25 protein-coding genes are annotated in these 25,826 nt (G+C 62.2%); 18 read left to right on the top strand and 7 right to left on the bottom strand.

All coding sequences use genetic code 11. The features are described from left to right. Positions 1-55: 55 nt before the first annotated feature. The 3 genes from ACEXP3_RS07675 (at position 56) to ACEXP3_RS07665 (ending at position 3,531) form a co-directional block, all read left to right on the top strand. On the top strand, positions 56-1,000 hold the full coding sequence (locus ACEXP3_RS07675) for a substrate-binding domain-containing protein (protein WP_210105501.1): 945 nt from the start codon (positions 56-58) through the stop codon (positions 998-1,000). A 134-nt stretch (positions 1,001-1,134) separates the two neighbouring features. Continuing rightward, positions 1,135-2,187 carry a sugar phosphate isomerase/epimerase family protein gene (locus ACEXP3_RS07670; RefSeq protein ID WP_377296713.1) on the top strand — a complete coding sequence of 351 codons (1,053 nt, stop codon included), beginning with the start codon at positions 1,135-1,137 and terminating at the stop codon, positions 2,185-2,187. Positions 2,188-2,358: 171 nt separating this feature from the next. Then, positions 2,359-3,531, top strand: a complete 1,173-nt coding sequence (locus ACEXP3_RS07665; RefSeq protein ID WP_377296712.1) for a Gfo/Idh/MocA family protein — start codon at positions 2,359-2,361, stop codon at positions 3,529-3,531. Positions 3,532-3,585: 54 nt separating this feature from the next. Here ACEXP3_RS07665 and ACEXP3_RS07660 read toward each other — a convergent pair whose 3' ends face one another. Beyond that, positions 3,586-4,911, bottom strand: coding sequence for a hypothetical protein (locus tag ACEXP3_RS07660; RefSeq protein ID WP_377296711.1), 1,326 nt, complete (start codon positions 4,909-4,911; stop codon positions 3,586-3,588). A 202-nt stretch (positions 4,912-5,113) separates the two neighbouring features. On the opposite strand from ACEXP3_RS07660, the gene ACEXP3_RS07655 reads away from it, so the two are divergent. The 7 genes from ACEXP3_RS07655 to ACEXP3_RS07625 all read left to right on the top strand — a co-directional run bounded on the left by ACEXP3_RS07655 (position 5,114) and on the right by ACEXP3_RS07625 (position 13,406). Then, positions 5,114-6,487, top strand: a complete 1,374-nt coding sequence (locus ACEXP3_RS07655; protein ID WP_377296710.1) for a GH1 family beta-glucosidase — start codon at positions 5,114-5,116, stop codon at positions 6,485-6,487. A 175-nt stretch (positions 6,488-6,662) separates the two neighbouring features. Continuing rightward, a complete protein-coding gene (locus tag ACEXP3_RS07650; protein ID WP_377296709.1) occupies positions 6,663-7,355 on the top strand; it encodes an EAL domain-containing protein in 693 nt (230 codons plus the stop codon). Positions 7,356-7,503: 148 nt separating this feature from the next. Next, complete coding sequence (locus tag ACEXP3_RS07645) at positions 7,504-8,136, top strand: NAD(P)H-dependent oxidoreductase (RefSeq protein WP_377296708.1); 633 nt, start codon at positions 7,504-7,506, stop codon at positions 8,134-8,136. A gap of 395 nt (positions 8,137-8,531) precedes the next feature. After that, a complete protein-coding gene (locus ACEXP3_RS07640; protein WP_377296901.1) occupies positions 8,532-9,572 on the top strand; it encodes a methionine ABC transporter ATP-binding protein in 1,041 nt (346 codons plus the stop codon). Next, positions 9,562-10,230, top strand: a complete 669-nt coding sequence (locus ACEXP3_RS07635; protein WP_210105508.1) for a methionine ABC transporter permease — start codon at positions 9,562-9,564, stop codon at positions 10,228-10,230. The genes ACEXP3_RS07640 and ACEXP3_RS07635 overlap by 11 nt, the downstream gene beginning before the upstream one ends. Before the next feature lie 48 nt (positions 10,231-10,278). After that, positions 10,279-11,058 (top strand): MetQ/NlpA family ABC transporter substrate-binding protein, encoded by a 780-nt coding sequence (locus tag ACEXP3_RS07630; RefSeq protein ID WP_210105509.1) that lies wholly within the window; start codon positions 10,279-10,281, stop codon positions 11,056-11,058. A gap of 143 nt (positions 11,059-11,201) precedes the next feature. Continuing rightward, on the top strand, positions 11,202-13,406 hold the full coding sequence (locus tag ACEXP3_RS07625; RefSeq protein WP_377296707.1) for a putative bifunctional diguanylate cyclase/phosphodiesterase: 2,205 nt from the start codon (positions 11,202-11,204) through the stop codon (positions 13,404-13,406). Positions 13,407-13,435: 29 nt separating this feature from the next. Here ACEXP3_RS07625 and trhO read toward each other — a convergent pair whose 3' ends face one another. From trhO to ACEXP3_RS07610, 3 genes are all read right to left on the bottom strand, one after another. Then, entirely contained in the window at positions 13,436-14,380 is a 945-nt protein-coding gene (gene trhO, locus ACEXP3_RS07620; RefSeq protein WP_377296706.1) for an oxygen-dependent tRNA uridine(34) hydroxylase TrhO, read from the bottom strand. Positions 14,381-14,566: 186 nt separating this feature from the next. Further along, complete coding sequence (locus ACEXP3_RS07615; RefSeq protein ID WP_377296704.1) at positions 14,567-15,484, bottom strand: CHAD domain-containing protein; 918 nt, start codon at positions 15,482-15,484, stop codon at positions 14,567-14,569. Further along, complete coding sequence (locus ACEXP3_RS07610; protein WP_210105513.1) at positions 15,459-15,956, bottom strand: CYTH domain-containing protein; 498 nt, start codon at positions 15,954-15,956, stop codon at positions 15,459-15,461. Before ACEXP3_RS07610 ends, ACEXP3_RS07615 begins: the two co-directional genes overlap by 26 nt. A 167-nt stretch (positions 15,957-16,123) precedes the next feature. Between ACEXP3_RS07610 and ACEXP3_RS07605 the strand changes: the two genes are divergently transcribed. The 4 genes from ACEXP3_RS07605 to ACEXP3_RS07590 all read left to right on the top strand — a co-directional run bounded on the left by ACEXP3_RS07605 (position 16,124) and on the right by ACEXP3_RS07590 (position 18,535). Next, on the top strand, positions 16,124-16,762 hold the full coding sequence (locus ACEXP3_RS07605; RefSeq protein ID WP_210105514.1) for a 2-dehydro-3-deoxy-phosphogluconate aldolase: 639 nt from the start codon (positions 16,124-16,126) through the stop codon (positions 16,760-16,762). A 74-nt stretch (positions 16,763-16,836) separates the two neighbouring features. Next, complete coding sequence (locus tag ACEXP3_RS07600; protein WP_377296702.1) at positions 16,837-17,535, top strand: tellurite resistance TerB family protein; 699 nt, start codon at positions 16,837-16,839, stop codon at positions 17,533-17,535. A gap of 95 nt (positions 17,536-17,630) precedes the next feature. Next, positions 17,631-18,326 carry a GNAT family N-acetyltransferase gene (locus ACEXP3_RS07595; RefSeq protein WP_377296701.1) on the top strand — a complete coding sequence of 232 codons (696 nt, stop codon included), beginning with the start codon at positions 17,631-17,633 and terminating at the stop codon, positions 18,324-18,326. Continuing rightward, entirely contained in the window at positions 18,323-18,535 is a 213-nt protein-coding gene (locus ACEXP3_RS07590) for a hypothetical protein (protein ID WP_210105517.1), read from the top strand. The genes ACEXP3_RS07595 and ACEXP3_RS07590 overlap by 4 nt, the downstream gene beginning before the upstream one ends. An 11-nt stretch (positions 18,536-18,546) precedes the next feature. Here ACEXP3_RS07590 and ACEXP3_RS07585 read toward each other — a convergent pair whose 3' ends face one another. The 3 genes from ACEXP3_RS07585 to ACEXP3_RS07575 form a co-directional block, all read right to left on the bottom strand. Then, on the bottom strand, positions 18,547-19,572 hold the full coding sequence (locus tag ACEXP3_RS07585; RefSeq protein WP_377296699.1) for a nickel/cobalt transporter: 1,026 nt from the start codon (positions 19,570-19,572) through the stop codon (positions 18,547-18,549). After that, positions 19,566-20,207 carry a DUF1007 family protein gene (locus tag ACEXP3_RS07580; RefSeq protein WP_377296698.1) on the bottom strand — a complete coding sequence of 214 codons (642 nt, stop codon included), beginning with the start codon at positions 20,205-20,207 and terminating at the stop codon, positions 19,566-19,568. The genes ACEXP3_RS07585 and ACEXP3_RS07580 overlap by 7 nt, the downstream gene beginning before the upstream one ends. Positions 20,208-20,301: 94 nt before the next feature. Further along, positions 20,302-21,195, bottom strand: coding sequence for a LysR family transcriptional regulator (locus tag ACEXP3_RS07575; protein WP_210105520.1), 894 nt, complete (start codon positions 21,193-21,195; stop codon positions 20,302-20,304). Positions 21,196-21,725: 530 nt separating this feature from the next. On the opposite strand from ACEXP3_RS07575, the gene odc2 reads away from it, so the two are divergent. The 4 genes from odc2 to ACEXP3_RS07555 all read left to right on the top strand — a co-directional run bounded on the left by odc2 (position 21,726) and on the right by ACEXP3_RS07555 (position 25,715). After that, a complete protein-coding gene (odc2, locus tag ACEXP3_RS07570) occupies positions 21,726-22,859 on the top strand; it encodes an ornithine/lysine decarboxylase (protein ID WP_210105521.1) in 1,134 nt (377 codons plus the stop codon). Positions 22,860-22,946: 87 nt separating this feature from the next. Then, positions 22,947-23,537, top strand: coding sequence for a GNAT family N-acetyltransferase (locus tag ACEXP3_RS07565; RefSeq protein ID WP_377296697.1), 591 nt, complete (start codon positions 22,947-22,949; stop codon positions 23,535-23,537). Positions 23,538-23,754: 217 nt separating this feature from the next. Next, complete coding sequence (locus ACEXP3_RS07560) at positions 23,755-24,438, top strand: OmpW/AlkL family protein (RefSeq protein WP_377296900.1); 684 nt, start codon at positions 23,755-23,757, stop codon at positions 24,436-24,438. A 230-nt stretch (positions 24,439-24,668) separates the two neighbouring features. Continuing rightward, positions 24,669-25,715, top strand: a complete 1,047-nt coding sequence (locus ACEXP3_RS07555) for a serine hydrolase domain-containing protein (RefSeq protein WP_377296696.1) — start codon at positions 24,669-24,671, stop codon at positions 25,713-25,715. Positions 25,716-25,826 lie beyond the last annotated feature (111 nt).

Genomic DNA, 25,826 nt, shown 5'->3' with positions numbered 1-25,826 from the left:
CGCCCGGTCTTTGTCGAAGGCCAAGATCCTGGACACAATGGGAGGAGAACAGGCAATGAAGAAGAGCATTTTGGGACTGGCTTTGGCCATGTCGACAGTCTTCGGTGCAGCCCACGCGGCCGACACCAAAACCATCGGCGTATCGATTCCGGCCGCCGACCACGGCTGGACGGCCGGCGTCGTCTACCATGCCAACCGCGTGGCAGCGCTGCTGATGAAGGAGCATCCGGGCCTCAAGGTCGTCGTCAAGACCTCGCCTGATCCTGCAACCCAGGCAAATGCCCTGCAGGATCTCGAAATCCAGGGCATCGATGCACTGGTCATCCTGCCGACGGATCCGGATCCGCTGGTCAACGCCATCAAGGAAGTGAAGGGCAAGGGGACGTTCGTCTCGATCGTCGACCGTGCGCCGTCCGTCAATGACAACTCGGTGCGTGATCTCTATGTCGCCGGCAACAATCCGGCGCTCGGCGAGGTCGCTGGCGAATATATCAAGGCCAATACGCCGGAAGCACAGGTCGTCGTCATTCGCGGCCTGCCGATCCCGATCGACCAACAGCGCCAGGATGGCTTCGACAAGGGCATCGCCGGCTCCAAGGTGAAAGTTCTCGACCGCCAGTTCGGCAACTGGAACCGCGACGACGCCTTCAAGGTCATGCAGGATTACCTGACCAAATACCCGAAGATCGACGTGGTCTGGTGCCAGGATGACGACATGGCGGTCGGCGTGCTGCAGGCCATCGAACAGGCCAAGCGCACCGACATCAAATATGTCATCGGCGGTGCCGGCTCCAAGGACATGATCAAGAAGGTCATGGACGGCGACAAGACGATCCCCGTCGACGTGCTCTATCCGCCGTCGATGGTGGGCACGGCGATGGAACTGACCGCCGCTGCCATCTACGATCAGGTTCCGGTCCACGGCACCTACACGCTGGATGCGACGCTGATCACCAAGGACAACGCGAAAAACTACTATTTCCCGGACTCGCCCTTCTGAGCGTGCATCATATCTGATGGAGAGCAGGCACCGCCCGGTTGCGCCGGGCGGTGCCTCAAAAGTGCGGTTGTGCAAAAGGCCGTATTGGTTTAGCCGTGCTGTAACGTTGCAGTTTGATATCGGGAGGAGACGATATGAAGACGATCAAGGGCCCCGCCATTTTTCTCGGACAGTTTGCCGGCGATGCCGCGCCGTTCGACAGCTGGGACGGGATTACCAGATGGGCTGCCGACAAGGGCTATGTCGGCGTGCAGGTGCCGACCTGGGCCGGCCAGCTGATCGACCTGAAGAAGGCGTCCGACTCCAAGGATTACTGCGACGAGTTCGCCGGCGTCGCGCGCGAAAACGGCATCGAGATCACCGAACTGTCCACCCACCTGCAGGGCCAGCTGGTGGCCGTGCATCCGGCCTATGATGAAGCCTTTGACGGCTTTGCGGCACCGGACGTGCGCGGCAACCCCAAGGCGCGGCAGGCTTGGGCCGTCGAGCAGGTGAAGATGGCGCTGAAGGCCTCGCACCATCTCGGCATCAAGGCGCATGCCACCTTTTCCGGCGCGCTCGCCTGGCCCTACATCTATCCGTGGCCACAGCGCCCGGCGGGCCTTGTCGAAACTGCCTTCGACGAACTGGCAAAGCGCTGGCAGCCGATCCTCGACTTTGCAGACGAGCAGGGCGTTGACGTCTGCTACGAGATCCATCCGGGCGAGGACCTGCATGACGGCGTGACCTTCGAGATGTTTCTGGAGCGGGTGAAGAACCATCCGCGCGCCAACATGCTCTACGATCCCTCGCATTACGTGCTGCAATGCCTGGATTACCTCGACAACATCGACATCTACAAAGACCGCATCAAGATGTTCCACGTCAAGGATGCCGAGTTCAACCCGACGGGTCGTCAGGGCGTCTATGGCGGCTATCAGGGCTGGGTCAACCGTGCCGGCCGCTTCCGCTCGCTCGGCGACGGACAGGTGGATTTTGGCGCGGTATTTTCCAAGCTGACGGCCAATGATTTCGACGGCTGGGCCGTGGTCGAATGGGAATGCGCGTTGAAAAATTCCGAGGACGGCGCCCGCGAAGGGGCCGAATTCGTCAAGGCGCACATCATCAAGGTCACGGAAAAAGCCTTCGACGATTTCGCCGCCGGTGGCACGGATGACGCCGCAAATCGCCGGATGCTGGGATTGTAACGACTACAAAGACCCCGCCCCCAACCCCTCCCCACAAGGGGGAGGGGCTTAACCCGGCCGCTGCCAGTGCGATTGGCGGAGACGGTGCCGCCTGATCTCTCCCCCCTTGTGGGGGAGATGGCGGCAGCCAGAGGGGGAATTTGCGCACACATATCGAGGAGGAGACATTTCATGGCCATAGAAGCGAGCAAAACCGAACAGCGTGCTGCAAAAATCCGTCTTGGCATGGTGGGCGGCGGGCAGGGGGCGTTTATCGGTGCCGTGCATCGCATGGCGGCCCGGCTGGACGATCACTACGATCTGGTGGCCGGGGCCTTGTCGTCCACGCCGGAAAAGTCGCTCGCATCGGGTCGGGATCTCGGGCTTGATCCGCAGCGGTGCTATGGCTCCTTTGCCGAGATGGCCGAAAAGGAGGCGGCCCGCGAAGACGGGATCGAGGCGGTTTCGATCGTGACGCCGAACCATGTGCATTTTGCCGCCGCCAAGGCGTTTCTGGAACGCGGCATCCATGTCATCTGCGACAAGCCGCTGACGTCCAACCTGGAAGATGCCAAGGCGCTGAAGGATGTGGCGGACAAAGCCGGCGCGCTGTTCATCCTCACCCACAATTACACCGGCTATCCCATGGTGCGCCATGCGCGCGAACTGGTGGCAGCCGGGGAACTGGGCGATATCCGCCTCGTGCAGATGGAATATCCGCAGGATTGGCTGGCCGAACCCGTGGAGCAGACGGGCGCCAAGCAGGCGGTCTGGCGCACGGATCCGGCACAATCGGGCGTCGGCGGCTCGACGGGCGATATCGGCACGCATGCCTATAATCTCGGCTCGTTCATCTCGGGCCTCGAGCTCGATGAACTGGCGGCCGACGTGCACACCTTTGTCGAAGGTCGCCGGCTGGACGACAATGCCCATGTGATGCTGCGGTTTAAAGGCGGTGCGAAGGGTCTGCTCTGGTGCAGCCAGGTGGCGACCGGCAATGAAAACGGCCTGAAGGTGCGCATCTATGGCACCAAGGCCGGCATCGAGTGGACGCAGGCCGATCCGAACTATCTCTGGTTCACGCGATTGGGCGAGCCCAAGCAGTTGATCACCCGCGGCGGTGCCGGGGCAGGGGCTGCAGCTTCCCGCGTCACCCGCATCCCGAGCGGTCACCCGGAAGGCTATCTCGAAGCCTTTGCCACCATCTATTCGGAAGCGGCGGCCGCCATCCATGCGGCTCGATCCGGTGCGAGCATCGATCCGGACGTCATCTATCCGACGGTCGATGACGGCGTGAAAGGCGTCGCCTTCGTCACCGCCTGCATCGAAAGCGGCAAGAAAAATGGTGGCTGGGTGAAGGTGTGAGCGGCAGGGCAAGGCGTCCGCCGCAAAGGCTGCGCGAGTCGCGTTCGGTCAACTTCAGATCGGTGTGGGAAGTGGCGGCAGAAGCGTCACCTCCCACCGTTCCACCGTGGTGCCGTTATACGACACGCTGTTGACCAGCGGGCCGTTGCCGAGCCGGTCGCTGTAGGGGATCGAATAGACCTCGTTGTTGGACGCGGCAAAGATCACGCCGGCATAGGGGTCGTAATAGGTGTTGTCCGGCTGTGCTTCGGCAAAGGCGGGCAGTGGATCAAGGTGCCACCACTCCCGGCTGGTCATATCCTTGAGCTTCTGGGTCTGGCCCGCAGGGGTGATATCGCTGTTGACAAGGCCAAGCAGCAGGCCTGACGTGATCTCGCCGATCAACAGGTTCTTGGTCGTCATCTCGACGCCTTGTCCCGTCAATCCATTTTGTTCAATATACGTGGCAAAATCCTGCCATCCGCTGCCCGTAAATGTCACGGCGGAGTGTATCGCCTGGCCGTAAATCACCTCGTTGAAGCGCTGAGGATCCGTTGCCGAGATATGCACTGTGCAATTGTTGAAGCTCTCGCCGGGTGCGCTCGGTTGGCCATAGGGAGTAACATCGGTGGTGACGGATCCGTTGAGGTCGATGGAGCCGTCGGCAGCTGCCGTGGCCACGAGATTGAGCGTGAAGTTGTAGTTGATCGAACCTGGGCCGCCTTGCGCGGGAACGTTGAAGGCATTGGAATTGCTGATCGCGGTTGTCTGACCGGCGGCATTGACGGCCTGCAGATAGCCGATGAAGGACGGATACGGGTTTGGATCCTGGCCATAGGATGAGGGTCCGATATAGCGCAGCAGAGATCCATCGGCCGTTTTGGCAAGCGCACTTCCTTCAGGCCGTGTGCATTGGAAAAGTGTGTTGCCGATCTCGCTGGCCGCCCTTGTATAGCCGACCGACTGTAGCGGCGTGGCTTCCGTGCCGAAACTTTCGATCCGGAGAGGAGCTGTGAAATAATTGATCGCCGTCAGGTCGCCTTGATCGCCCGGATTTCCGTTGCAGGTGAGTTCAAACGTCTGGAACTGAACATCGAAGTCGGTTCCACCGCCAATATACGCAGGAGCGCTTGTCCGGGAGGCGAGAGGCGCTCCATAGGACACATAGACCACGATGCCTATCGCCTGTGCGATGAAAAAGCCGTCCTCGCCGATCTCCTTCAGGCTGAGCGGGGTTGACATCAGATCCGTGGTCGCCGCGAATGATACGGGGGTGCCATTCTGGTAGCTTGCTGTAAAATCCGTCGATCCGAAATTGGGATTGAGGAAGCTGATGAAGACCTTCGTCTCGTCCAATTCGGTTTTGTTGATGAACTTCAAGTTCAGCGCGTCGTCGTTCATGGAGCGATCCTCGCAGCGTTCGTGTCAAGGCATTGAGTGCAATTATAAGTTAATATTTTTATTATTGCAATATTTTTGGTTGTGTCTTCATGCAGTTTGTCCGGATCCCGAAAGAGGATGACAGGCGACACATTCCCTGACGCGAAGATTTGATGTAGTCCGAGAAGCAGATGTGCCTATACGTGTGGAATGGAGCTGTGCCATGATTGACCCGACACTTCTTGCCGACCGCTTTCCCGGGGATTTCCTGTTCGGCGTGGCAACGGCTGCCTACCAGATCGAAGGTGCCACCAAGGCCGATGGCCGCAAGCCCTGCATCTGGGATGCCTTTTCCAACATGCCCGGCCGGGTGTTCAACCGCGATAACGGCGATGTTGCCTGCGATCACTACAACCGCCTGGAGGCGGATCTTGATCTCATCAAGGAGATGGGCGTCGAGGCCTACCGGTTTTCCATCGCCTGGCCGCGTGTCATCCCGGATGGGATCGGCCGCATCAACGAGCCGGGTCTTGATTTTTACGACCGCCTGATCGACGGCTGCAAGGCGCGCGGCATCAAGACCTATGCGACGCTCTATCACTGGGATCTGCCGCTGTCGCTGATGGGAGACGGCGGCTGGACGGCACGCTCCACAGCCTATGCCTTCCAGCGCTATGCCAAGGTGGCGATGGCCCGTCTTGGCGACCGGCTGGATGCGGTGGCAACCTTTAACGAGCCCTGGTGCTCGGTGTGGCTGAGCCACCTCTACGGCGTGCATGCGCCGGGCGAAAAGAACATGGAGGCGGCGCTGCACGCGCTGCATTATACCAATCTTGCCCATGGCCTTGCCGTGGAGGCGATCCGCCATGTGAGCCCGACCGTGCCTGTCGGTCTGGTGCTGAACGCCCATTCGATCGTGGCTGGCTCCGACAGCGCGGCAGACCAGGCCGCAGCGGGACGCGCCTTCGATTTCCACAACGGCGCCTTTTTCGATCCGGTCTTCAAGGGCCACTATCCCGAAAGCCTGATGGAAGCCCTGGGCGACCGGATGCCGGTGATCGAGGACGGCGATCTGGCCATCATCAACCAGAAGCTCGACTGGTGGGGCCTCAATTACTATACGCCGATGCGGGTGGCCGACGACGCCACAGAGGGCGCCGAGTTTCCCGCAACCGTGCCGGCCCCCTTCGTCAACCCGGAAAAGACCGATATCGGCTGGGAGATCTTCCCCTCGGCAATGACGGACATGGTGGCGGATCTCTACCGCCGCTACGACCTTCCCGACCTTTACATCACCGAAAACGGCGCCGCCTACAACATGGGCGTGGTGGATGGCGAAGTGGATGACCAGCCGCGGCTCGATTACTATGCCGCTCACCTGTCGGCCGCTGCCGACCTCGTGCGTGACGGCTTTCCGCTGAAGGGCTATTTCGCCTGGAGCCTCATGGACAATTTCGAATGGGCGGAAGGCTACCGCATGCGCTTCGGTCTCGTGCATGTCGATTACGACACCCAGGTGCGCACGGTAAAGAAAAGCGGCAAGTGGTACAGCGAACTGGCTGGCGCGTTTCCAAAAGGTAACCATAAGTTGCCTTAAGCGGTGCCGTACCCGGAACCTCTGGCCGGGCCCTCGGGTTGAGATTACCATCGGGCGGTGAGGGCCGGCGTGATCAGTCCTGCGGGCACGCCGGCGGGCGAGAGAGTGGAGATTTCCGATGGCGGTTGGTTGTGCGGGATGCCGGGATGGTCAGGCGTTTGACCGACCTTTTTCGATGGCGTTCCAGCCGATTGTCGATATCACGAGCGGAGAGGTCTTTGCGCGCGAGGCGCTGGTGCGAGGGCCCGCCGGCGAAGGGGCTGGCCACGTCCTCTCAGCCATCACCGATACCAACCGCTACGCCTTCGACCAGCAATGCCGGGTGAAGGCGCTGGAGCTCGCAGCCCGGCTGTCACCGCCGGCATCGAGGGAAAAGCTGTCGATCAATTTCATGCCGAATGCAGTCTATGAGCCCCGCGCCTGCATTCGCCTGACGCTCTCCACCGCCGAGCGGGTCGGCTTCCCGCCGGAGCGGATCATCTTCGAGTTTACCGAGAGCGAGCGCATCGATACGGATCACCTTCTCTCCATCCTCAGCACCTACCGGTCGATCGGCTTCATGACGGCGATCGACGATTTCGGTGCCGGTCATTCGGGTCTCAACCTTCTCGCCCGCTTCCAGCCGGATATCGTCAAGCTCGACATGGATCTCATCCGCGATATCGACCGGGAGCCGGCCAAGCGCACGGTCGTGCGCCACACGCTGGCCATGCTCGCCGACTTCGGCATTACGCCCGTGTGCGAGGGCGTCGAAACAGTCGGTGAACTGGCGGCCTTGCGCGATCTGGGCGTTGAACTCGTGCAGGGCTATCTGCTGGCAAAGCCGGCCTTCGAAGCATTCGGCACGCCCGTTCTGCCCTTACCCTGAGCGTCAGCAGCGATCTTTCCCGGCTTTTGCAGGGCACCTGGGTGGTTACCCAAATGTGCCCCCTTGTGTGGCGTCCTTGCATCTTTATCTAGGCGCTGGCTCGTCTCCTCCCGACCGGGCCGCCACAAATTTTAAGAAAGCTGACATCATGCTTCTCGAAAAGCTCAACTGGCGCTATGCCGCCAAGAAAATGGACCCTTCCAAGGTGGTCTCCGAAGACAAGGTGGCGCGGATCATCGAAGCCGCCCGGCTTGCGCCGACGTCCAGCGGCCTGCAGCCCTTCGAAGTGATCGTCGTCACCAACAAGGACGTGCGCGCGCAAATCCAGGCCGTTGCATGGAACCAGGCGCAGATTACCGATGGCTCGCATCTCCTCGTCTTTGCCGCCTGGGACAATTATACCGCCGAGCGCATCAACACGATGTTCGATCTCGTCAACAAGGAGCGGAATTTTACCAGCGAAGGCTGGGAAAACTACCGCAAGATGCTGCTCGATACCTACCCACCGCGGGATGCCCAGGTGAACTTCGAGCATGCCGCCCGCCAGGCCTATATCGCTTTCGGTCTTGCCACGGCCCAGGCTGCCTTTGAAGGCGTCGATGCCACGCCGATGGAAGGTTTTGAGCCCGCCAAGGTCGATGAGATCCTTGGTCTGCGCGCCCGCGGCCTGCGCTCCGTCACCCTTCTGCCGCTCGGCTATCGCCAGCCGGAAGGCGACTGGCTGGTCAACCTGAAGAAGGTTCGCCGCCCGACGGAGGAATTCGTTTCCTACGTGAAGTGAGGAAACGGCGGCGTGGCACCCCGGGGGTGCGGCGCCGCTTCGCCTTCTGCGCGCACTTATTTTTCGCTCTCTCGCCCATATGCGGAATTTCTTCCCTCGGATTCCAAGGCCGCGGATGCCATAAGAACGGCACGGGCTTGTGCCGCCGCAAGCCGCTTGAGCAAGGCCGCGTCATGCAGAGAGAGACAGGATCGATGGAGCGACGTATCATGCGTCGAATGTGCTGCAGGCTCTAGACGCCCGGCCTTCTTTGCCGGCGCTGCCGCAACACCCTGTTCCGCCTCGTGATGGAATCCTCCTCCCAAGAGTTTTGAATGGACACCCTTTCCGATCCGCCGCCTGTTGAGCCTGGCGTCTTGCCAGGCGCTCCGGCCCTTGGCACCGCAGCCACGCCCATGGTTGCTTTTCGGGGCGTTACGAAACGCTTTGCCGACCGCGCGGGCCAAGGCGAATTTGTCGCCCTTGCTGGCGTCGATTATGCCGTGCCGAAGGGCGCCATTACTGGGATTATCGGCCGCTCGGGGGCCGGCAAGTCGACACTGATCCGGCTGGTCAACGGTCTCGAACAGCCGACATCCGGCAGTGTGCTGGTCGATGGCGTGGATGTCGGCGCGCTGGACGAAACGAACCTGCGCGGCCTTCGCCGGAAGGTCGGCATGATCTTCCAGCACTTCAACCTGCTGTCGTCGCGCACGGTCTATGGCAATATCGCGCTGCCGCTGGAAATCGCCGGGCTGTCGCGGGCGGCCATTAAGGCGCGCGTGGCGCCGCTAATCGATCTCGTGGGCCTCTCCGACAAGGCGGGCCGCTATCCGGCCGAACTCTCGGGCGGCCAAAAGCAGCGGGTCGGCATCGCCCGGGCGCTTGCTACCGAGCCGAAGCTGCTGCTCTCGGATGAGGCAACCTCGGCGCTCGATCCGGAAACCACCCAGTCGATCCTCGATCTCCTGAAGACCATCAACCGCGATCTCGGCCTCACCGTTCTGTTGATCACCCACGAAATGGAAGTGGTCAAATCGATCGCGTCCGAGGTGGCCGTCATCGACAAGGGCTTGATCGTCGAGAGTGGCCGCACCTTCGACGTCTTCACACGGCCGCGCCACGAAACGACGCGGGCGCTGCTGTCGGGCCTTCCCGGCACCAAGCTGCCCGATGCCATCACCCGCCGGCTGAAGGCTGAAGGCAGCCCCGGCGACAGGATCTATACGCGCCTCACCTTTTTTGGCGCAACGGCCGAACAGCCGCTGATTGCCCGCCTGATGAGCGAGCTGGGTGCCGAGGTCAACATCATCACCGGCACGATCGACGAGATCGCCGGCGAACCCTATGGGTCGCTCGTCGTCTCCTACAGCGCCGATCCCGCCGTCCTTGCGCGCGCTGAAGCCTTTTATGCCCAGACGGGCCTGTCCACGGAGGTCCTCGGCTATGGCGCCTGACATGCTTCTGGCCCTTCTCTGGAAGGCGCTTGTCCAGACGGTTCACATGGTCACGGTCGCCGGCCTCATCGGCACGCTGATCGGTCTGCCGATCGGCGTCTTTCTGGCCAATAGCGGCAAAGGCGAGCTGTTTGCCGCCCCGATGGTCAACCGTATCGTCGGCCTTGTCGTCAATGCGACGCGCTCGACGCCCTTCATCATTCTGGTGGTGGCGATCATTCCCTTCACGCGGGCGATTGCCGGCACGTCGATCGGCACCAGTGCCGCCATCGTGCCGCTGACGCTTGCCACCATTCCCTTCGTTGCCCGCCTCATCGAAGCGGCCATCCGCGAGGTGGATCGCGGGCTGATCGAGGCGGCCCGTGCCATGGGCGCCAGCCGCTGGCAGATCGTCACCAAGGTGCTGATCGCCGAAGCCCGTCCCGGCATCACGCTTGCGCTGACGCTGACGCTGGTCAGCCTCATCGGTTACTCGGCCATGGTCGGCGCGGTCGGCGGCGGCGGGCTGGGCGATCTTGGCATCCGGTACGGTTACCAGCGCTTCATGCCCGAAGTGATGGCCGCCGTCGTGGTGGTGCTGATCCTTCTCGTGCAGGCCGTGCAGAGCGCAGGCGATGCGCTGGCGCGCCGCTTCGACAAGCGCAACCGCCAGTCCTGACCCCTTTCACAAGGCACCCGAATTCAACCCTTCCCAAGGAGAATACCCATGAAGACGCTCATCCTAGCGGCCTCGCTTGCCGCACTTCTGTCCGCAGGCTCGGCGCTTGCCGAAACCATCAAGATCGGCGTGACCCCCGGTCCGCACGCGCAGATCATGGAACAGGTCAAGAAGGTCGCTGCCGAAAAGGGCATTGACCTCGAGATCCTGGAATTTTCCGATTACGTCGTGCCGAACCAGGCACTGGCCGATGGCGACCTGCAGGCCAATTCCTTCCAGCACCAGCCTTATCTCGACAACCAGGTGAAGGACCGCGGCTTTGATCTCGTCAGCGTCGGCCAGACGGTCAACTTTCCGATGGGCATCTACTCCAAGAAGGTGAAGAGCCTGGACGAGTTGAAGAACGGCGCCTCGGTCGCCATCCCGAACGATCCGACCAATGGCGGCCGCGCGCTGCTGATCCTGGCCGACAAGGGCCTGATCAAGATCCGCGAGGGCGCCGGCCTCAAGGTGTCGCCGGCCGATGTGGTGGAAAACCCGAAGAACCTCACCTTTGCGGAACTCGATGCTGCACAGCTGCCGCGTGCGCTCGATGACGTCGATGCCTCCGTGATCAACACCAACTACGCGCTTGAAGCAGGGCTTGATCCGGCCAAGGATCCGATTGCCCGCGAAGGTGAAAAGGCGCCCTACATCAACGTTATCGCCGTGCAGGCGAAGAACAAGGACGCGGCCTGGGTGAAGACGCTGGTCGAATCCTATCACAGTGCTCCGGTGAAGGAATTCGTCGCCAAGCAGTTCAAGGGCGCCGTCATCGCCGCCTGGTAAAACTCCGCCCATTAACTTTTCAAGATAGCTCTTTTCCTTTCGGGGAAGGGAGCTATTTTGCGTTTGGTATGTGGCCGGCATCTGGTATTAAGCAAAAGCGAATACATGATCGGCATTGTTCGCATAGGTGCCAGGGCTGACGAATGCGGTTTGTGCCGATTACGTTGAAACACTCCGCTGCCAAGGTCGACCGCCGCTCTGCGGTGCGCTCGATGCTGCTGATTTTTGCAGCCGTTGTGATTGCGGTAACAGGAATGGTTTTTACCGCACTCGACCGGGTGGGCCATTACGCCAACCAGCTCGATGAGGAACGCTCGCGCGAATCCGTCAGCGGTGCGCTTCTCACCTTCCAGCGCCAGCTCGCTGCCACGCTTCACGATTATGCCGCCTGGGACGATGCGGCCGACAACGTCTATCGCCTGTCGGGCCTTGGCTGGGCCCGGCGCAATTTCGGCGCCATGACGGAGAAGAACGAACTGTTCGACGTGGCGATCATCGTGGATCATGCCGGTCGTGTCGTGTTCGGCTATGCCGAGGGCCAGCCGGTCACGGAACATTTCGAGGATTACATCACGCCGGATGTCAGGTCCCTGCTCGAACAGACGCGGGCGGCGGGCGAGGGCCTGCTTCCGGAAGCCACCAGCTTTACGCGCACGGCCCGCGGTACGGCGGCATTCGGGGTCGGGCTCATCCGCATGAAAAGCGGTGCTCGTGTGGCGCCCCCGGATGAGGGGCGTTACGTCATCTTCATGCGGCACCTGACGGGGCCGACGATCGAACGGCTGGCCAGCGCCTATGTGCTGCCCGGTCTTCGCATCGAGGAACCGCAGGAACACAGATCGCACCGGGTTGATATCCTGTCGCCGTCGGGCCGGGCGATCGGCGCGCTCAGCTGGGAGCCGCGGTCACCGGGCAATGTCAGCCTTGCGCAGGTGCGCCCGCTGGTATGGTGCGCGGTCGCCATGGTTGCCATCTACTTCGTCCTGCTCTTTGTCAGTGGCAGCCAGGCGCTGGCGCGGCTTGCTGCCGATGAGGAAGCCGCCATCAAGCTGTCTCTGACCGACCGTCTGAGTGGACTTCCAAACCGCACCGGCCTGTTTTCCGATCTGTCGGAACTGGTGGCGGATGCGCAGAAATCCCGCCGCGATGTCGCCCTGCTTTACCTCGATCTCGATGGGTTCAAGGAAGTCAACGATGCCTATGGCCATGCCACGGGGGATGAGCTGATCCGCGCCGTCTCGGCGGGCCTCAGCGCGCTTGTCGGCGAAAAGGCGGTGCTCGCGCGTCTTGGCGGCGATGAATTTGCCATCGGCTTCCTCAGCAGGACGGCCGAAGCGGACGCCGCGCAGCTTGCCGAGCGCGTGATGGAGTTTCTCGGCGCGCCGCTCAGCATGGGCGATCGGATTGCAGTTGTCGGCTGCAGCATCGGCATCGCCTGTTCGCCGCTCGGCACCGTGCCCGGCGAAGAAGTGCTGCGACGGGCCGATATGGCGATGTACCGCGCCAAGGAAGAAGGCCGCGGCCGCTGGTCGGCCTACAGCCCGGCCATGGATGCCGAGCGCGAGGAGCGCAACCGGCTGGAAGTCGATCTGCGGCAGGCCATCGAACGCCAGGAAATTTCGGTTGCCTTCCAGCCGGTCGTGGAGGCGCAGCATATGCGTCTCTCCGGGGTGGAGGCGCTGGCCCGCTGGACGCGACCGGGCCATGGCCCGGTCAGGCCCGACGTGTTCATTCCGATTGCCGAAAGCACCGGCCTCATCGACCAGTTGGGCCTTTGCGTATTGCGCACCGCCTGCGAGGCCTTGCGCGACTGGCCGGAACTGACGCTTGCCGTCAATATCTCGCCCGGCCAGTTCCGCGATCCAGCGTTTGCCGAGCGGGTGGCCGAGGTGTTTGAACAAACGGAAATGGATCCGGCCCGCGTCACGCTGGAAATGACGGAAACCTATTTTATCCAGAACCCGGCTCGCGCCCGCGACACACTCGGCCGGCTGAAGAAAACCGGCGTGAATATCGCGCTCGACGATTTTGGTGCGGGTTTTTCAAGCGTCGGCTATCTGCGCCAGTTCGGCTTCGACCGCATGAAGATTGACCGCTCGCTGGTAGCGGCGGCGGATCTCGGCGGGCGGGCGGTGGACATGCTGCAGGCGACCGTGGCGCTCGCCCGCTCGCTCGATATTCCGGTGACGGCCGAAGGCGTGGAAACCGATGCGCAGGCCGTGGCGCTGCGCATTGCCGGCTGCGATCAGCTGCAGGGCTTCCTGTTTGGAAAGCCGGTGCCGATTGCTGAGATTGCACGGCTGCGCGGGCTGGAGGAACCGCTGTTTCGCCTGTCGGGTTCGGCCTGAGCCCGGCACACTTGTAGGCTAAGGAAGGATCAGCTGCCGAGATGTTTTGCGCCGCGTTTGCGGGCAAGTTCGATCTGCAGCTGGCGCTGGCGATAGCGGTCGCGGTCGGCTTCGGTGCGCGTATCATAGCAATGCGGGCAGGACACGCCTTCCTCGAATTTCGGCGATAGCCGGACATCCGGGGTAATGGGCTCGCGGCAGGCATGGCAGAGCTTGTGGTCGCCTTCCTTCAGGCCGTGCGTGACCGAGACGCGCTCGTCGAACACGAAACAGGCGCCCTCCCACAGGCTTTCCTCTTCCGGCACGGTTTCCAGATATTTGAGGATGCCGCCTTTGAGGTGATAGACCTCGTCAAAGCCCTGTTCCTTCATGAAGGCGGTGGCCTTCTCGCAGCGGATGCCGCCGGTGCAGTACATGGCGATCTTCGGCTTGTTGTGCAGGCCGGTATTGTTCTTCACCCAGTCGGGAAACTCGCGAAACGTCTTCGTCTTCGGGTCGACGGCACCCTTGAAGATGCCGATGGCCGTCTCGTAGTCGTTGCGGGTATCGATGACGATCGTCTCGGGATCGGAAATCAGGTCATTCCAGTCCTTCGGCTCCACATAGGTGCCGACGATCTTGTTGGGATCGATATTCTCGACGCCCATGGTGACGATTTCTTTCTTCAGCCGCACCTTCATGCGCAGGAAGGGCATTTTCGAGGCCCGGCTTTCCTTGTGCTCGAGATTTGCAAAGCCTGGAAGCGCGCGCAGATAGGCCAGCACGCGGGCAATGCCCTCATCGGGTCCGGCAATCGTGCCGTTGATGCCTTCATGCGCCAGAAGCAGCGTGCCCTTCACGCCATTGTCGTCGCACAGCGCCTGCAGCGGTGCGCGCATCGTCTCGCACTGGTCGAAGCGCGCAAAATGATAGAGCGCGGCAACAAGGAAAGAGCCGGAATGCGGCCCGGCGGCGGTGGCGTGAAGATCTGTCATGATGTCTGGCGAAATACTGCCTCCGGCGCTGCAACGCAACGGATTTCCGCAAAACCGACATCGTTTGCCTTTTGTCAAGCGGGCGTGCGAAAAAGCAAGTGGCCCCGCCGGGGAAGGGCAAGGCTCTTTCAGCGCTCAGTGAAAGAGGAGCGCTTATCATCCACAGAAGCACGGCAGAAGGCCGTATCAGGACAATGCTTCTGCCGCCTCCAGCCAGAGCCGCCCGATAATGCGGCCTTCGCGTTTCGGGTGATCGGCGACGACAGTGCCTGCGCGCGCCAGAGCTTCTTCGCGGATCGCCTGCTGGCGTGTGATGATGGCGCCGAGCAGCAGCGCCAATGTATCGCCATCCCCGAAGAGTTCAGGGCTTTCGTTGATGGTCTGCGTCAGGACGCTCAGATCGTGTTCATGGCCAAGCAGGTCGACAAGCTGCTTTGTCTCGCGCTTCAGAGCACCGAGTGCTGAGGGATAGAGATCGGCAAACAGCGTCAGATACATCCAGCCGGTCTGCCCGCATTTGCGCAGGTCGTGAAAAGCCTCGGCATCAGGCGCCAGCCGGCAGGCGGCAAGGGCAGCCTTGGTCTTTCGTCCATGCTTGGTGAAGGCACGCTTCAGCCGCCGTGCCGTGCGGCCCTCGCCGCGCGGAAGGTCCAGCATATCAAGCGCGGCGATTGCCTCCTCGCAAGCCGCTATCGCTTGGTCGATCGTCTGCGCCCGGTCCGTTTCGGCAGCGGCAATGCGGTCGCGCCGGTCGATCAGCGCTTGCGAGGCAAAGCCGAGCGCGGCAATTTCTTCCGGCGACACCGCAAGCCCTGCCAGATAGTCGACGGTCTCGATCAGCGCCGTGGCATCCCGCACGCTGGACAGGCTGCGGCCGATGTCGCGCATGCGGTCGTTTTCGCGGCGGCTGAACGCCTTGGCGTCCGATGCGACCAGGCGGTAGAGCGCCCGAAGCCGCTTGAAGCGCTTGCGGGCGGCGTGAATGGCGGGGTGCTCTCCGTCCGGCTGGTCGCGCAGCACGGCAATCGCCTGACGCAACTGGCTTTCGGCGACCCGGCGGAATTCCGCGTCGAACGGTTCAGAGGGGCGAATGCGAAAGGCCATGCGGCAGCTCTCCCGACAGATCTTCTGTCGCCATCACCATATTGGAATAGCGACGGTCGCCGGTCACTTCCGCGCCGATCCACGGTGGCAGCGGCGGGTCATCCGCCTCGCTCCTCAGCTCCACCTCGGCCACGACAAGGCCATGGTAGAAGCCAGTAAACACATCCACTTCCCAGGTGAAGCCGGCATGCGGCACGAGATAGCGGGTCTTTTCGATCACAGTTCCGATCGCCGCCCCCACCAGTTCCTGCGCATCCGCCACCGGAATATCGTATTCGTATTCGTCGCGCGCCAGCGTGCCGCGACCGATCTTGATGGTGAGGCGGGCACTCTGTTCATCGATCAGCCGCACCCGGACGCTGCGGTCCTCGCCGATGGCGACATAGGCCTGCAGATAGGCAGCGCTTGTGCTTGCCGCTGCCCGCCAGTCCTCGCTTGTGACAAGAAACTTCCGCTCGATTTCCGTGGCCATGCCCATTCCCGTGTTCGTGTCGGCTTTTCTAAACTATTGCAAAGCCTTGCATGCGACCAGAGGCGAAAGGCGGGCAAAGGTCCGTTTTTTCTCGACACTGCCCGTGGCGCGCGCTATCTCAGCTTCGAGTTTCAATCGTTTCAATCCGTCCTGTCCGGGAGGTCCTCATGAACGCCAAGAGCCAAGCCCTGCTTGCCATCCTGAAGCTGCAACCGGTCGTGCCGGTCCTGATCGTCGATGATGCGGCCTCTGCCGTTCATCTGGCCCGCGCGCTGGTCGCCGGGGGCCTGAAGGCGATCGAGATCACCATGCGCACGCCGGCAGCGCTTGATGCGGTCAAGGCGGTTGCGGCCGAGGTCGAGGGCGCCCATGTGGGGGCAGGCACCATTCTCAACGGGCGCGATTTCGATGCCGCCGTTGCAGCGGGCTCCACCTTCATCGTCAGCCCCGGCGTCGCCCCGGGCGTGCTGTCTGCTGCCAAGGGCTCCTCCGTGCCGCTCCTGCCGGGTGCTGCGACCGCCAGCGAAGTGATGACGCTGCGCGAAGCCGGTTATGACGTCCTGAAATTCTTCCCCGCCGAACAGGCTGGTGGCGCCGCCTATCTGAAGGCGCTCTCTTCGCCGCTCGCCGGCACCGTGTTCTGCCCGACTGGCGGCATTTCGCTCAAGAACGCCCGCGATTACCTGTCGCTGCCGAATGTCGTGTGCGTCGGCGGCTCCTGGGTTGCCCCGAAGGAGCTCGTGGCCGCCGGCGATTGGGCTGGCATCACGACATTGGCATCGGAAGCATCGGCGCTGAAGGCCTGATTGCAGCCGCGCGCGTTTGTAAAACGCCGCACCCGTCCTATCTCTCCCTGTGAAACAACAGGGAGAGTTTGTTCATGTTCGACGCCAAGAAGCTTCTTGACCAGTTCCTCGGATCCAAGGTTCCCGGCCTTTCGGGCACCTTGCAGGGGAAGGCCGGTCAGGTCACAGACCTTGCGCGCAACAACCCGATGAAGGCGGGCGCGCTCGCCGCCGCCCTTCTCGGCACCAAGACCGGCCGCAAGCTTGCCGGCAATGTCGCAGCCGTCGGCGGCGTGGCCGCCATTGCGGGCCTTGGCTATCTTGCCTATCGCAATTACCAGTCCGGCAAGACGCCGGAAGGCGTGGCTCCCGATGCCCCCGTCATCGAGCCGCCGGCCGATTCGCCCTTCAGCGTCCACTCGCCCAGCCTCAGCAATGATTTTGCGCTCACCCTCCTGCGCGCCATGATCGCTGCCGCGAAGGCGGACGGGCATATCGATGCAACCGAGCGGCAGCGCATCATGGACAAGGTGCATGCCGTGGATCTCGAGGCCGAGGCGGAAGCCTTTATCGCGCAGGAACTGGCCGATCCGATCGATCTCGATGCGCTGGTGGCCGCGGGCCGCACCGAGGAGCAGCGGGTGGAGATCTACACCGCCTCGCGGCTTGCCATCGATCCCGATACGCGCGTCGAGCGCGGCTATCTCGATCTTCTGGCCGGTCGCCTGAAACTGCCCGATCCGCTCGTCGATCATATCGAGGCGACGGTTTCCTCGGCAAAGGTTTCGCTTTGACAGCCTGCCTGCGAATTGCGGTGCGGTGGCCCAAGGCGGCGATTGCCTTTGGCCGCGCCCTCGCTTAATTCTCTTGGCAGGTGAGGGGATATTTGATGCGTGATCTTAAAAATTTCAACGGCTGCCCGGCGCCCCAGCCGGTGCGGCTCGAGGGCCTTTATGTCATTGCCGAGCCCTATGAGCGGGCCGTGCATCTTCAGACGCTGTGGGAGGCTTTGGGCGGCGACGAGGGCCTCAACGACCTCATCCGCTATTTTCCGAACAAGCTTTACAGCGGGCCGGATGAATTTGCCGACTGGCTGGAGGGCATGAACCGTGCCGGCAACCTCATCACGCTCGTCTTCCGCGACAAGGAGGATGGCGAGGTGGTCGGCATGGCAAGCTATATGCGGCCCGATCCGGCAAACGGTGTCATCGAGGTCGGCTCGGTGGCCCATGGCGCGGCCATGAAGCGTTCGCCGCTTTCCACCGAGGCGCATTACCTGATGGCGCGCCATGTATTCGAGGACCTGGGCTATCGCCGCTACGAGTGGAAGTGCCACAACGAAAACGAGCCGAGCAAGAGGACCGCGGTTCGCTACGGGTTCACCTTCGAGGGCGTGTTCCGCCAGCACATGGTGTCCAAGGGCGCCAATCGCGATACGGCCTGGTTCTCGATGATCGATAGCGAATGGCCGCTGCTGGCCGAAGCCTTTCAGGCTTGGCTGCGCCCGGAGAATTTTGACGATCACGGCCACCAGAAGGAGCGGCTGGAAGATATCCGGGCAGCGCTTCAGGCGGTGAGGGCGTGAGCGGGGGCAAGGCCCGTTCACCGGCCATTGCCGCGGCCATCATCTTCCTCGGCTTCACGCTGTTGTTTCTGGTCATGCCGAGCATCGTGCTGTGGCTTTCACAGTTTTCGCCCTGGCTTGCGGCAGGATTTGGCGCTCTGGCCGTCCTGTCCTTCTTCCTGATTTTCTGGCTGCGCGCCCGCCATCAGCGCGGTCGCGACCAGAACTGACGTGCTGGGGGTCAGGCCTGGAGGGCCGCCCCGAGCAGCGACAGGCCCATCAGCAGAATGAACAGCGCCCCGACGATCTCGATGCCGTTGGTGATGCGGCCGGCGGTGCGTGATCCCTTCCCGACATAGCGCACGGCCAGATCCTTGGCTGAAACCGCCATCAGCGCCAGCAGCGATACGGTAATCGCCGTGCCGAGCGACATGAACAGCACCGACAGCGCGCCGCCGAGATAAAGCCCGTTCAACAGCGAAAAACTCATCACCAGGATGGCGCCGGAACAGGGGCGAAGCCCGACGGCGATAATGGCCGACCAGGCTTCGTGCAGGCTGAAATCGCGCCCGCCGATGGCTTGCGGATCGGGCAGGTGCATCTGTCCGCAATCCATGCAGTAATCGCCCGCTGCAAGCTGATCATGGTCGTGGCCCACTTCCGTTGCGCGAAACGAAAGGCCCGTCGGCCCGGAGGCTGGACTTGCGCCGGCAAAGATCGGCAGCGACGAGCGGCGCGGGCGAAGCGCATAGAGCTTGCGGCCAAGCAGCCAGCCGCCGAAGAGAACGAGCATGGCAAAGCTTGCCACTTCCATGGCCTGCGTGGCGCGCGTCATGGTGATGCCGCTGCCGCGCAGCAACACATAGGCCGCGGCCACCAGACCGATGGCCACGACGCCCTGCAACAGGGCCGAGACCAGTGAAATGGCAATGCCGCGCTTCAGCGCCGTCTCGTTGGCGATCATGTAGGAGGAGATCACCGCCTTGCCGTGGCCGGGGCCGGCTGCGTGGAAGACGCCGTAGGCAAAGGACAGCGCCACCAGCCCCTTTACCGCCCAGGGATCCTGCCGCATGGCTTTCAGGGCGCCGGTGAGCGCCCGGTAGAAACTCTGCTGGTAGCTGTTGATGAAGCCGAAGAAGGGGCCGAGGTAGCCTGCCGTGTTGAATGAGGGTTCCGCCGAGCCGACACCGAGAGGAGACTGCGCATGGGCCAGCGCAACGACGCCGAGTGTCATCAGGAGGGCAAGGGGAAGGCTGCGTTTCAGCATGTCACCTCCAGGCGCGTTGCAAACAGCTTAGTCATGTCTGTCCCGCTCGGATCGTTGAAGAAGGCATCCGTCAGGCTCGTCTTGTTCTGCGCGATGACCTCGTCCGGGTCCGGCCGCACCACCTTGTGCTGGCAGGCCGCAAACGCCTTGCCTTCCGGCACGAGATCGCCATCGGTCGGGAAATCGATCGCCGTATAGAGGGAGGGGTCGTAGATGCCGAACGTCATGCGACCCTTCAGCCGCAGGGGTTCCTGTGGTTTTACCGCAAAGAACACCATCACCTGCTGGTCCTTGTAGGTGACGTGGATCACGTCCGGCGGCGCAATCGGGATCGTCTTGCCGTTCTGCGTGATGGTCGTGAAATAGTGGAAATCCTTGAGCGAGGTGCGCATGACTTCGCCGAGATCCGCAAGTTCGTGTTCGTCGAGCTTCAGATCGGTGTTCTTGTCGAAGTCCAGGAGCACGCTCGAGGAGAACAACTCGTCGAACCGCCAGACATTGCGCAGTTCCGAAACGGTGCCGTCATCGGCCGCCAGCACTTCCAGCCGCGCTTCGACAAAGATGTGCGGATGCGCAAGGGCCGGAAAAGGCGCCAGAAGAAAGAGAGTGGCCGCAAGCCACTTTTTGAAGGTCATGACCAAAATCCCGTCGCCCGTCGTTTCTGCGGTGTGTCGCGCAAATGGGACGGAATTTCGGCTTCAGTCAATCAGCGCCGAGATCACAAGGCGCTTACGGCTGCTGGCGGAACCAGGCGGAGAGGAAATCCACGAAGCTGCGCACCTTGGCCGGCAGGTAGCGCCGATGCGGATAGACGGCATAGATGCCGCGATCGGTGGGGATGTAATCGTCAAACAGCGAGACCAGTTCGCCGGAGCGGATATAGGGAAGGGCAATGAAATCCGGCACCATGGCAACGCCGAGGCCGGCGCGGGCGGCTCTGACCGTGCCCTGCGGGCTGTTGACCTCAATGGACCCGGAGACCGGCACCGAAAACACCGTGCCATCGGGCGCCTGGAAGCGGATGCTGTTGTGGGAGCGCAGGTTGGTGTCGATGATGACCGGCTTGCCGACAAGGTCCTGCGGATGGGCAAGGGGGCCGAATCGCGCCACATATTCGGCGGTGGCACAGGCGTAGACGCGGAAATCGGAAAGCTTGCGGGCAATCATGCCGGAATCTTCGAGCTTGGTGATTCGGATGGCAAGATCAAAGCTCTCCTCGATCAGGTCGACGAATCGGTCTTCGGCAACGATATCCAGCGACACGTCCGGATGGCTTTTTGCAAAGTCGATCAGCGATTGCCCGACATCGGCATCCATGAAGGTGCGCGGCACGGAAATGCGCAGGCGCCCCTTGAGGTCCGCATTGTTCTCGCGCACCAGGTCGGCGAGGTTGTCGATTTCCTTCAGGATGTCCGCTGCGGTGCGAAAATAGGTATGCCCGGCTTCCGTCATGGAGAACTGGCGCGTCGTGCGGTTCAAAAGCAGGGCGCCCAGGTCGTCTTCCAGTTCGCGCACATATTTGGACAGCAGCGCCTTGGAGCGTCCGGTGCGCCTTGCGGCGGCTGAGAATCCCTCGGCTTCCACCACGTCGATGAATGCACGCATGCGCGTCAGAGTATCCACACGATCATCCTTTTTTGCCCCCACGTTTACCGTGGCGTTCGAGCCTTCCTCCTGCAATGTGAAATTTGCGAGGCAGCCGAAAAAATCTCTTGATTATGAATGCGAATGTTCTTATTTCCCGGTCAGCCCAAAGTCGCACGTGCCCATGGGTGTCCGCCGACCCTCTATTTGGTGAGGTCATCGGTAAGGTACCTGGAATTAACCCCTCCAGTCGCTATTCCGGCCATCCGGGAAATGCGAGGACATCTGAAGCAACGACGGTGCGGGCCTTTTTGTTCTCTCCCGGCTTTCCAACAGCCGGGGTTACTGAAGAGGCACACCATCATTGCCGGAAGTGCGGTAGGGTTTTCCCTCCAATCCATGGCAGACAAAGCCGGATCATCGTTCTTGGCAGAGCGTTGTTCCACTTACCGCGCGTTTGAGCGTGTCAGGGAATCGGTGTCTCCACCGACTGGTTCCCGGCGCATGTTCATTCGTCCTTTGTCCTCCGGTTCGCAAGCCGGAGCCTTGAGATATGGAAGGGACTGACCATGACCACTGCTCGCATCCGCGACTTCCTGCGCACCGAACGCCCGGAAGGCCCTTGCCTTGTCGTCGACCTCGATGTCGTGCGCGACAATTTCAAGGCGTTCCGCCACGCTCTGCCGGACAGCGCCATCTACTATGCCGTCAAGGCCAATCCGGAACCGGAAATCCTGAAGCTGCTCGCCTCCATGGGCTCGAGCTTCGACTGCGCTTCGGTTGCCGAAATCCAGATGGCGCTCGGCGCCGGTGCAACGGCTGACCGCATCTCGTTCGGCAACACCATCAAGAAGGAGCGCGATATTGCGCGCGCCTTCGAGCTGGGCGTCGGTCTCTTTGCCGTCGACAGCCACGAGGAAGTCGAAAAGGTTGCCCGTGCAGCCCCCGGCGCCCGCGTGTTCTGCCGCGTTCTGACCGATGGCGAAGGCGCCGAATGGCCGCTGTCGCGCAAGTTCGGCTGCGTTCCGCAGATGGCGGTCGACGTTCTGGTCTATGCCCACCAGCTGGGTCTGGAATCCTACGGCGTCTCCTTCCATGTCGGTTCGCAGATGACCAAGGTCGATGCCTGGGATGCAGCCCTTGCCGATGCCAAGCGCGTCTTCGCGCAGCTCGCCAAGCAGGGCATCTACCTGCAGATGGTCAACATGGGCGGTGGTTTTCCGACCAAGTACCTGCGTGACGTGCCCTCTGCCGAGGCCTATGGCCAGGCCATCTTTGCCGCCCTGCGCAAGCATTTCGGCAACAGCCTGCCCAAGACCATCATCGAGCCGGGCCGCGGCATGGTCGGCAATGCCGGCGTGATCAAGGCGGAAGTCATTCTCGTCTCGCGCAAGTCGGACAATGACGCACACCGATGGGTCTTCCTCGACATCGGCAAGTTCGGCGGTCTCGCCGAAACCATGGACGAGGCCATCCGCTATCCGATCCGCACCGAGCGGGACGGCGACGAGATGGAGCCCTGCGTGCTGGCCGGCCCGACCTGCGATTCGGCCGACGTGCTGTACGAGAAGAACATGTATCCGTTGCCGCTCACGCTTTCGATCGGCGACGAGGTTCTGATCGAGGGCACCGGTGCCTACACGACGACCTATTCGGCGGTTGCCTTTAACGGCTTTGATCCGCTGAAGGCCTATGTGATCTGATCTTGCAGGCTCCGGCTGTTGTGTCGGAGCCGCATTCACCCTGATTTTTTGAGCCGTTTAGACCGGTTTTGAGCTTCGGAGGCCAAGATGGCCGCTGTTCTTGATGCTGTGCGCGCATTCCTTGCGCCAAATGCTTTCGTTATTTCCGAGGAAACCCCGGCAGACGTCGTGGCCCGCGAAAACCTGCTCGATCGCGCCATGGGCGCTGACCGGCGCAAGAAGTCGTCGGAAAAGCTGCGCCGTGGCCGTGTGCCGGCGCAGGGGCTGGCCCTGGTTGCGCGCGATCGTGACGGTCATGTGATCGGCACCGTGCGGCTGTGGAACGTCGAGGCCGGCGTCGGTCGCGATGGCGCGCCGGTGGATGTGCTGCTGCTTGGCCCGCTCGCCGTCGATTCAGCCCATGAGGGCAAGGGAATCGGTGGCGCCCTGATGCGCGCCGCGATTGCTGAAGCCCATGCCCGCGGCCACGGCGCCATCCTGCTGGTCGGCGATGCGCCCTATTACGAGCGGTTCGGCTTCTTCGCCGACAAGGCCAAGCACCTGATCATGCCCGGCCCCTTCCAGCGCGAGCGCTTCCTCGGCCTTGAGCTGAAGACCGGCTGGCTCGATGGCGCCGCCGGCATGCTGACGGCGAGCGGCGTCAAGCTGACGCGCCCGATCGAGCGCCGCGCCGCCTGACCGCCTCCTCTTTGAAAGCTCCAGTCAGCCCCTTCCCGGATCCACCCGGGAAGGGGCTTTTTCATGAGCATCTATCAACTCCATGAACACTTTTTTGCCGTAAAACCGCTGCGGACTTGATCATCGTCAGGTCCGCTTGATCAGGATCAACGGCGTGATCTGCCGGTGTCGATAGGCTTGCAGCATCAAAAGACGATGTCGCAAGGAGAATGACATGATGAGGAACGCAGCCGCCATAGCAGCCCTTCTGGGAACTGCAACGGTCGTTCTGTCCGGCGCCGTACAGGCTGCCGATATGGCCCAGAATACCCCGGCACCGGTTGCCGCCGATGCGGTATCGGCAAAAAGCCCGTGGCAGGTTCGCGTGCGCGCACTGGGCGTCATCCCGAATGACAAGGGTTCTGTGAACGGCGTCGCAGGTTCTGATCTCAATTATTCGAACTCGGTCACGCCGGAACTCGATATCAGCTATTTCTTCACCGACAATATTGCCGCCGAGCTCATCCTGGGCACGACCAGTTCGCGGATTACCGGGGCCGGTTCGCTTGCTGGCGTCAATGTCGGCAAGACCTGGATCCTGCCGCCGACACTCACACTGCAATATCACTTTACCGATTTTGGCGCCTTCAAGCCCTATGTCGGTGCGGGCGTGAACTACACCTTCTTCTATAACGAGAGCACGCAACCCGGCTTCAGCAACCTGAAGGTCGATTCGCATGTCGGCGCCGCCCTGCAGGTTGGCTTCGACTATATGTTCGACGAGCATTGGGGTCTGAACGTCGATGCCAAGAAGCTGTTTCTCGACACGAAATGGAGCGCCGACATGGGCGGCACCCCGATTGCCGGCAAGGCCAAGCTCGATCCGTGGCTGGTCGGCGCCGGTGTGACTTACCGCTTCTAAGGCGGTCACGAGCCACCTGGGTTGAAGCATCGTCCGGATGGGGGCATCCGGCACCGTGGCAGGTAGCTTCGGCCTGAGGGGAAGGACGGGAGCCGGTACGCGGGGCGCATCGGTTCCCGTTTCCGTTTCACTCCAGGATGCGGCGGCGTATCGAGGAGGGGCCTCACAACGCCGTGAGTCGGCCCCGCCCACCATGGTCCGTGGGCCGGCGGGGCCCTATCTCCATCATCATGATTGATCGCCGCCAGTTTATCGCAGCAGTTCCCCTTCTCTTGTCAGGACTTACTGCGCGTGCTCAGAGCGAGGATGAGCCTCCCGCGGCATCCGAGCCTTCGGCCCAGACCGAGCCGGATGCCTCCCTGTCCGATGTCTTGTCGCGCGCTGCGCAACTGGCACCGCTCAAGGCCGTGATCGTGTCGAAGGCGGGGCAGCAGCTGGCCGCCCGCGGCTATCACGGCGCCTCGCCGGACACCTCGACCAACATCAAGTCCGCCTCGAAATCGATCATCTCTGCAATGATCGGCATTGCCATCGGCAAGGGCCTGCTGGAGGGGCCGGACCAGCCGATTGCCCCCATCCTGAAGGCGGATCTTCCCGCCGATCCCGATCCGCGCCTGGCAAGGGTAACCATCGGCCACCTGCTGTCCATGCAGTCGGGGCTCGACCCCTTGTCCGGTCCCAATTACGGGCGCTTTGTCGCGAGCCGCAACTGGGTGCGCTTTGCGCTGGCGCAGGATTTTGTTCAGGACCCCGGCGGATCCATGCTTTATTCCACCGCCTCAACGCATCTTCTCTCCGCCATCCTCACCCGCGTCGGCAAGACGTCGACGCTTGCCCTGGCGCGCGCATGGTTTGCGCCAATCAACGGCTTTCGCATCGGCGCCTGGGATCGCGACCGGCAGGGAATTTATCTCGGCGGCAACCAGATGGCGATGACGGCGCGCTCGCTGCATGCCTTTGGCGAGGTTTACCGGCGCGGCGGGCGAACCGCGGAGGGAGTGCAGGTGGTGCCGGAAAACTGGGTCCAGACCTCGTTCCAGCCGCGCACTAGTTCCCGCTATTCCGGCGACGGTTATGGCTATGGCTGGTTCCTGAAGCGCATCGGGGGTGAGGATGTGCGATTTGCCTGGGGCTATGGCGGGCAGATGCTCTACATCGTGCCGTCGCGCGGGCTCACCGTGACGATGACCTCGCAGGCCGATTCGCCCTCGGCCGCCAATGGCTACCGCGACCGCCTGCACGACCTGCTGGCCGGGATCATCAAGGCGGCAGCCTGAAGGCGATCACGCAGTCGCGATACGTTTTGTTAACCGCTCTTCGGTCTAACGGCGGCGCCCGATGCAGTCGTAAAGCCTGCACACTGCAGGTTATGCACCTGTGCGAGAAAG

Source organism: Neorhizobium fuzhouense (assembly GCF_042611105.1).
GTDB classification, from domain to species: Bacteria; Pseudomonadota; Alphaproteobacteria; order Rhizobiales; family Rhizobiaceae; genus Neorhizobium; species Neorhizobium galegae_A.
Note: the sequence above shows the minus strand (reverse complement) of the source record. Positions and strands in the feature narration are given on the sequence as shown.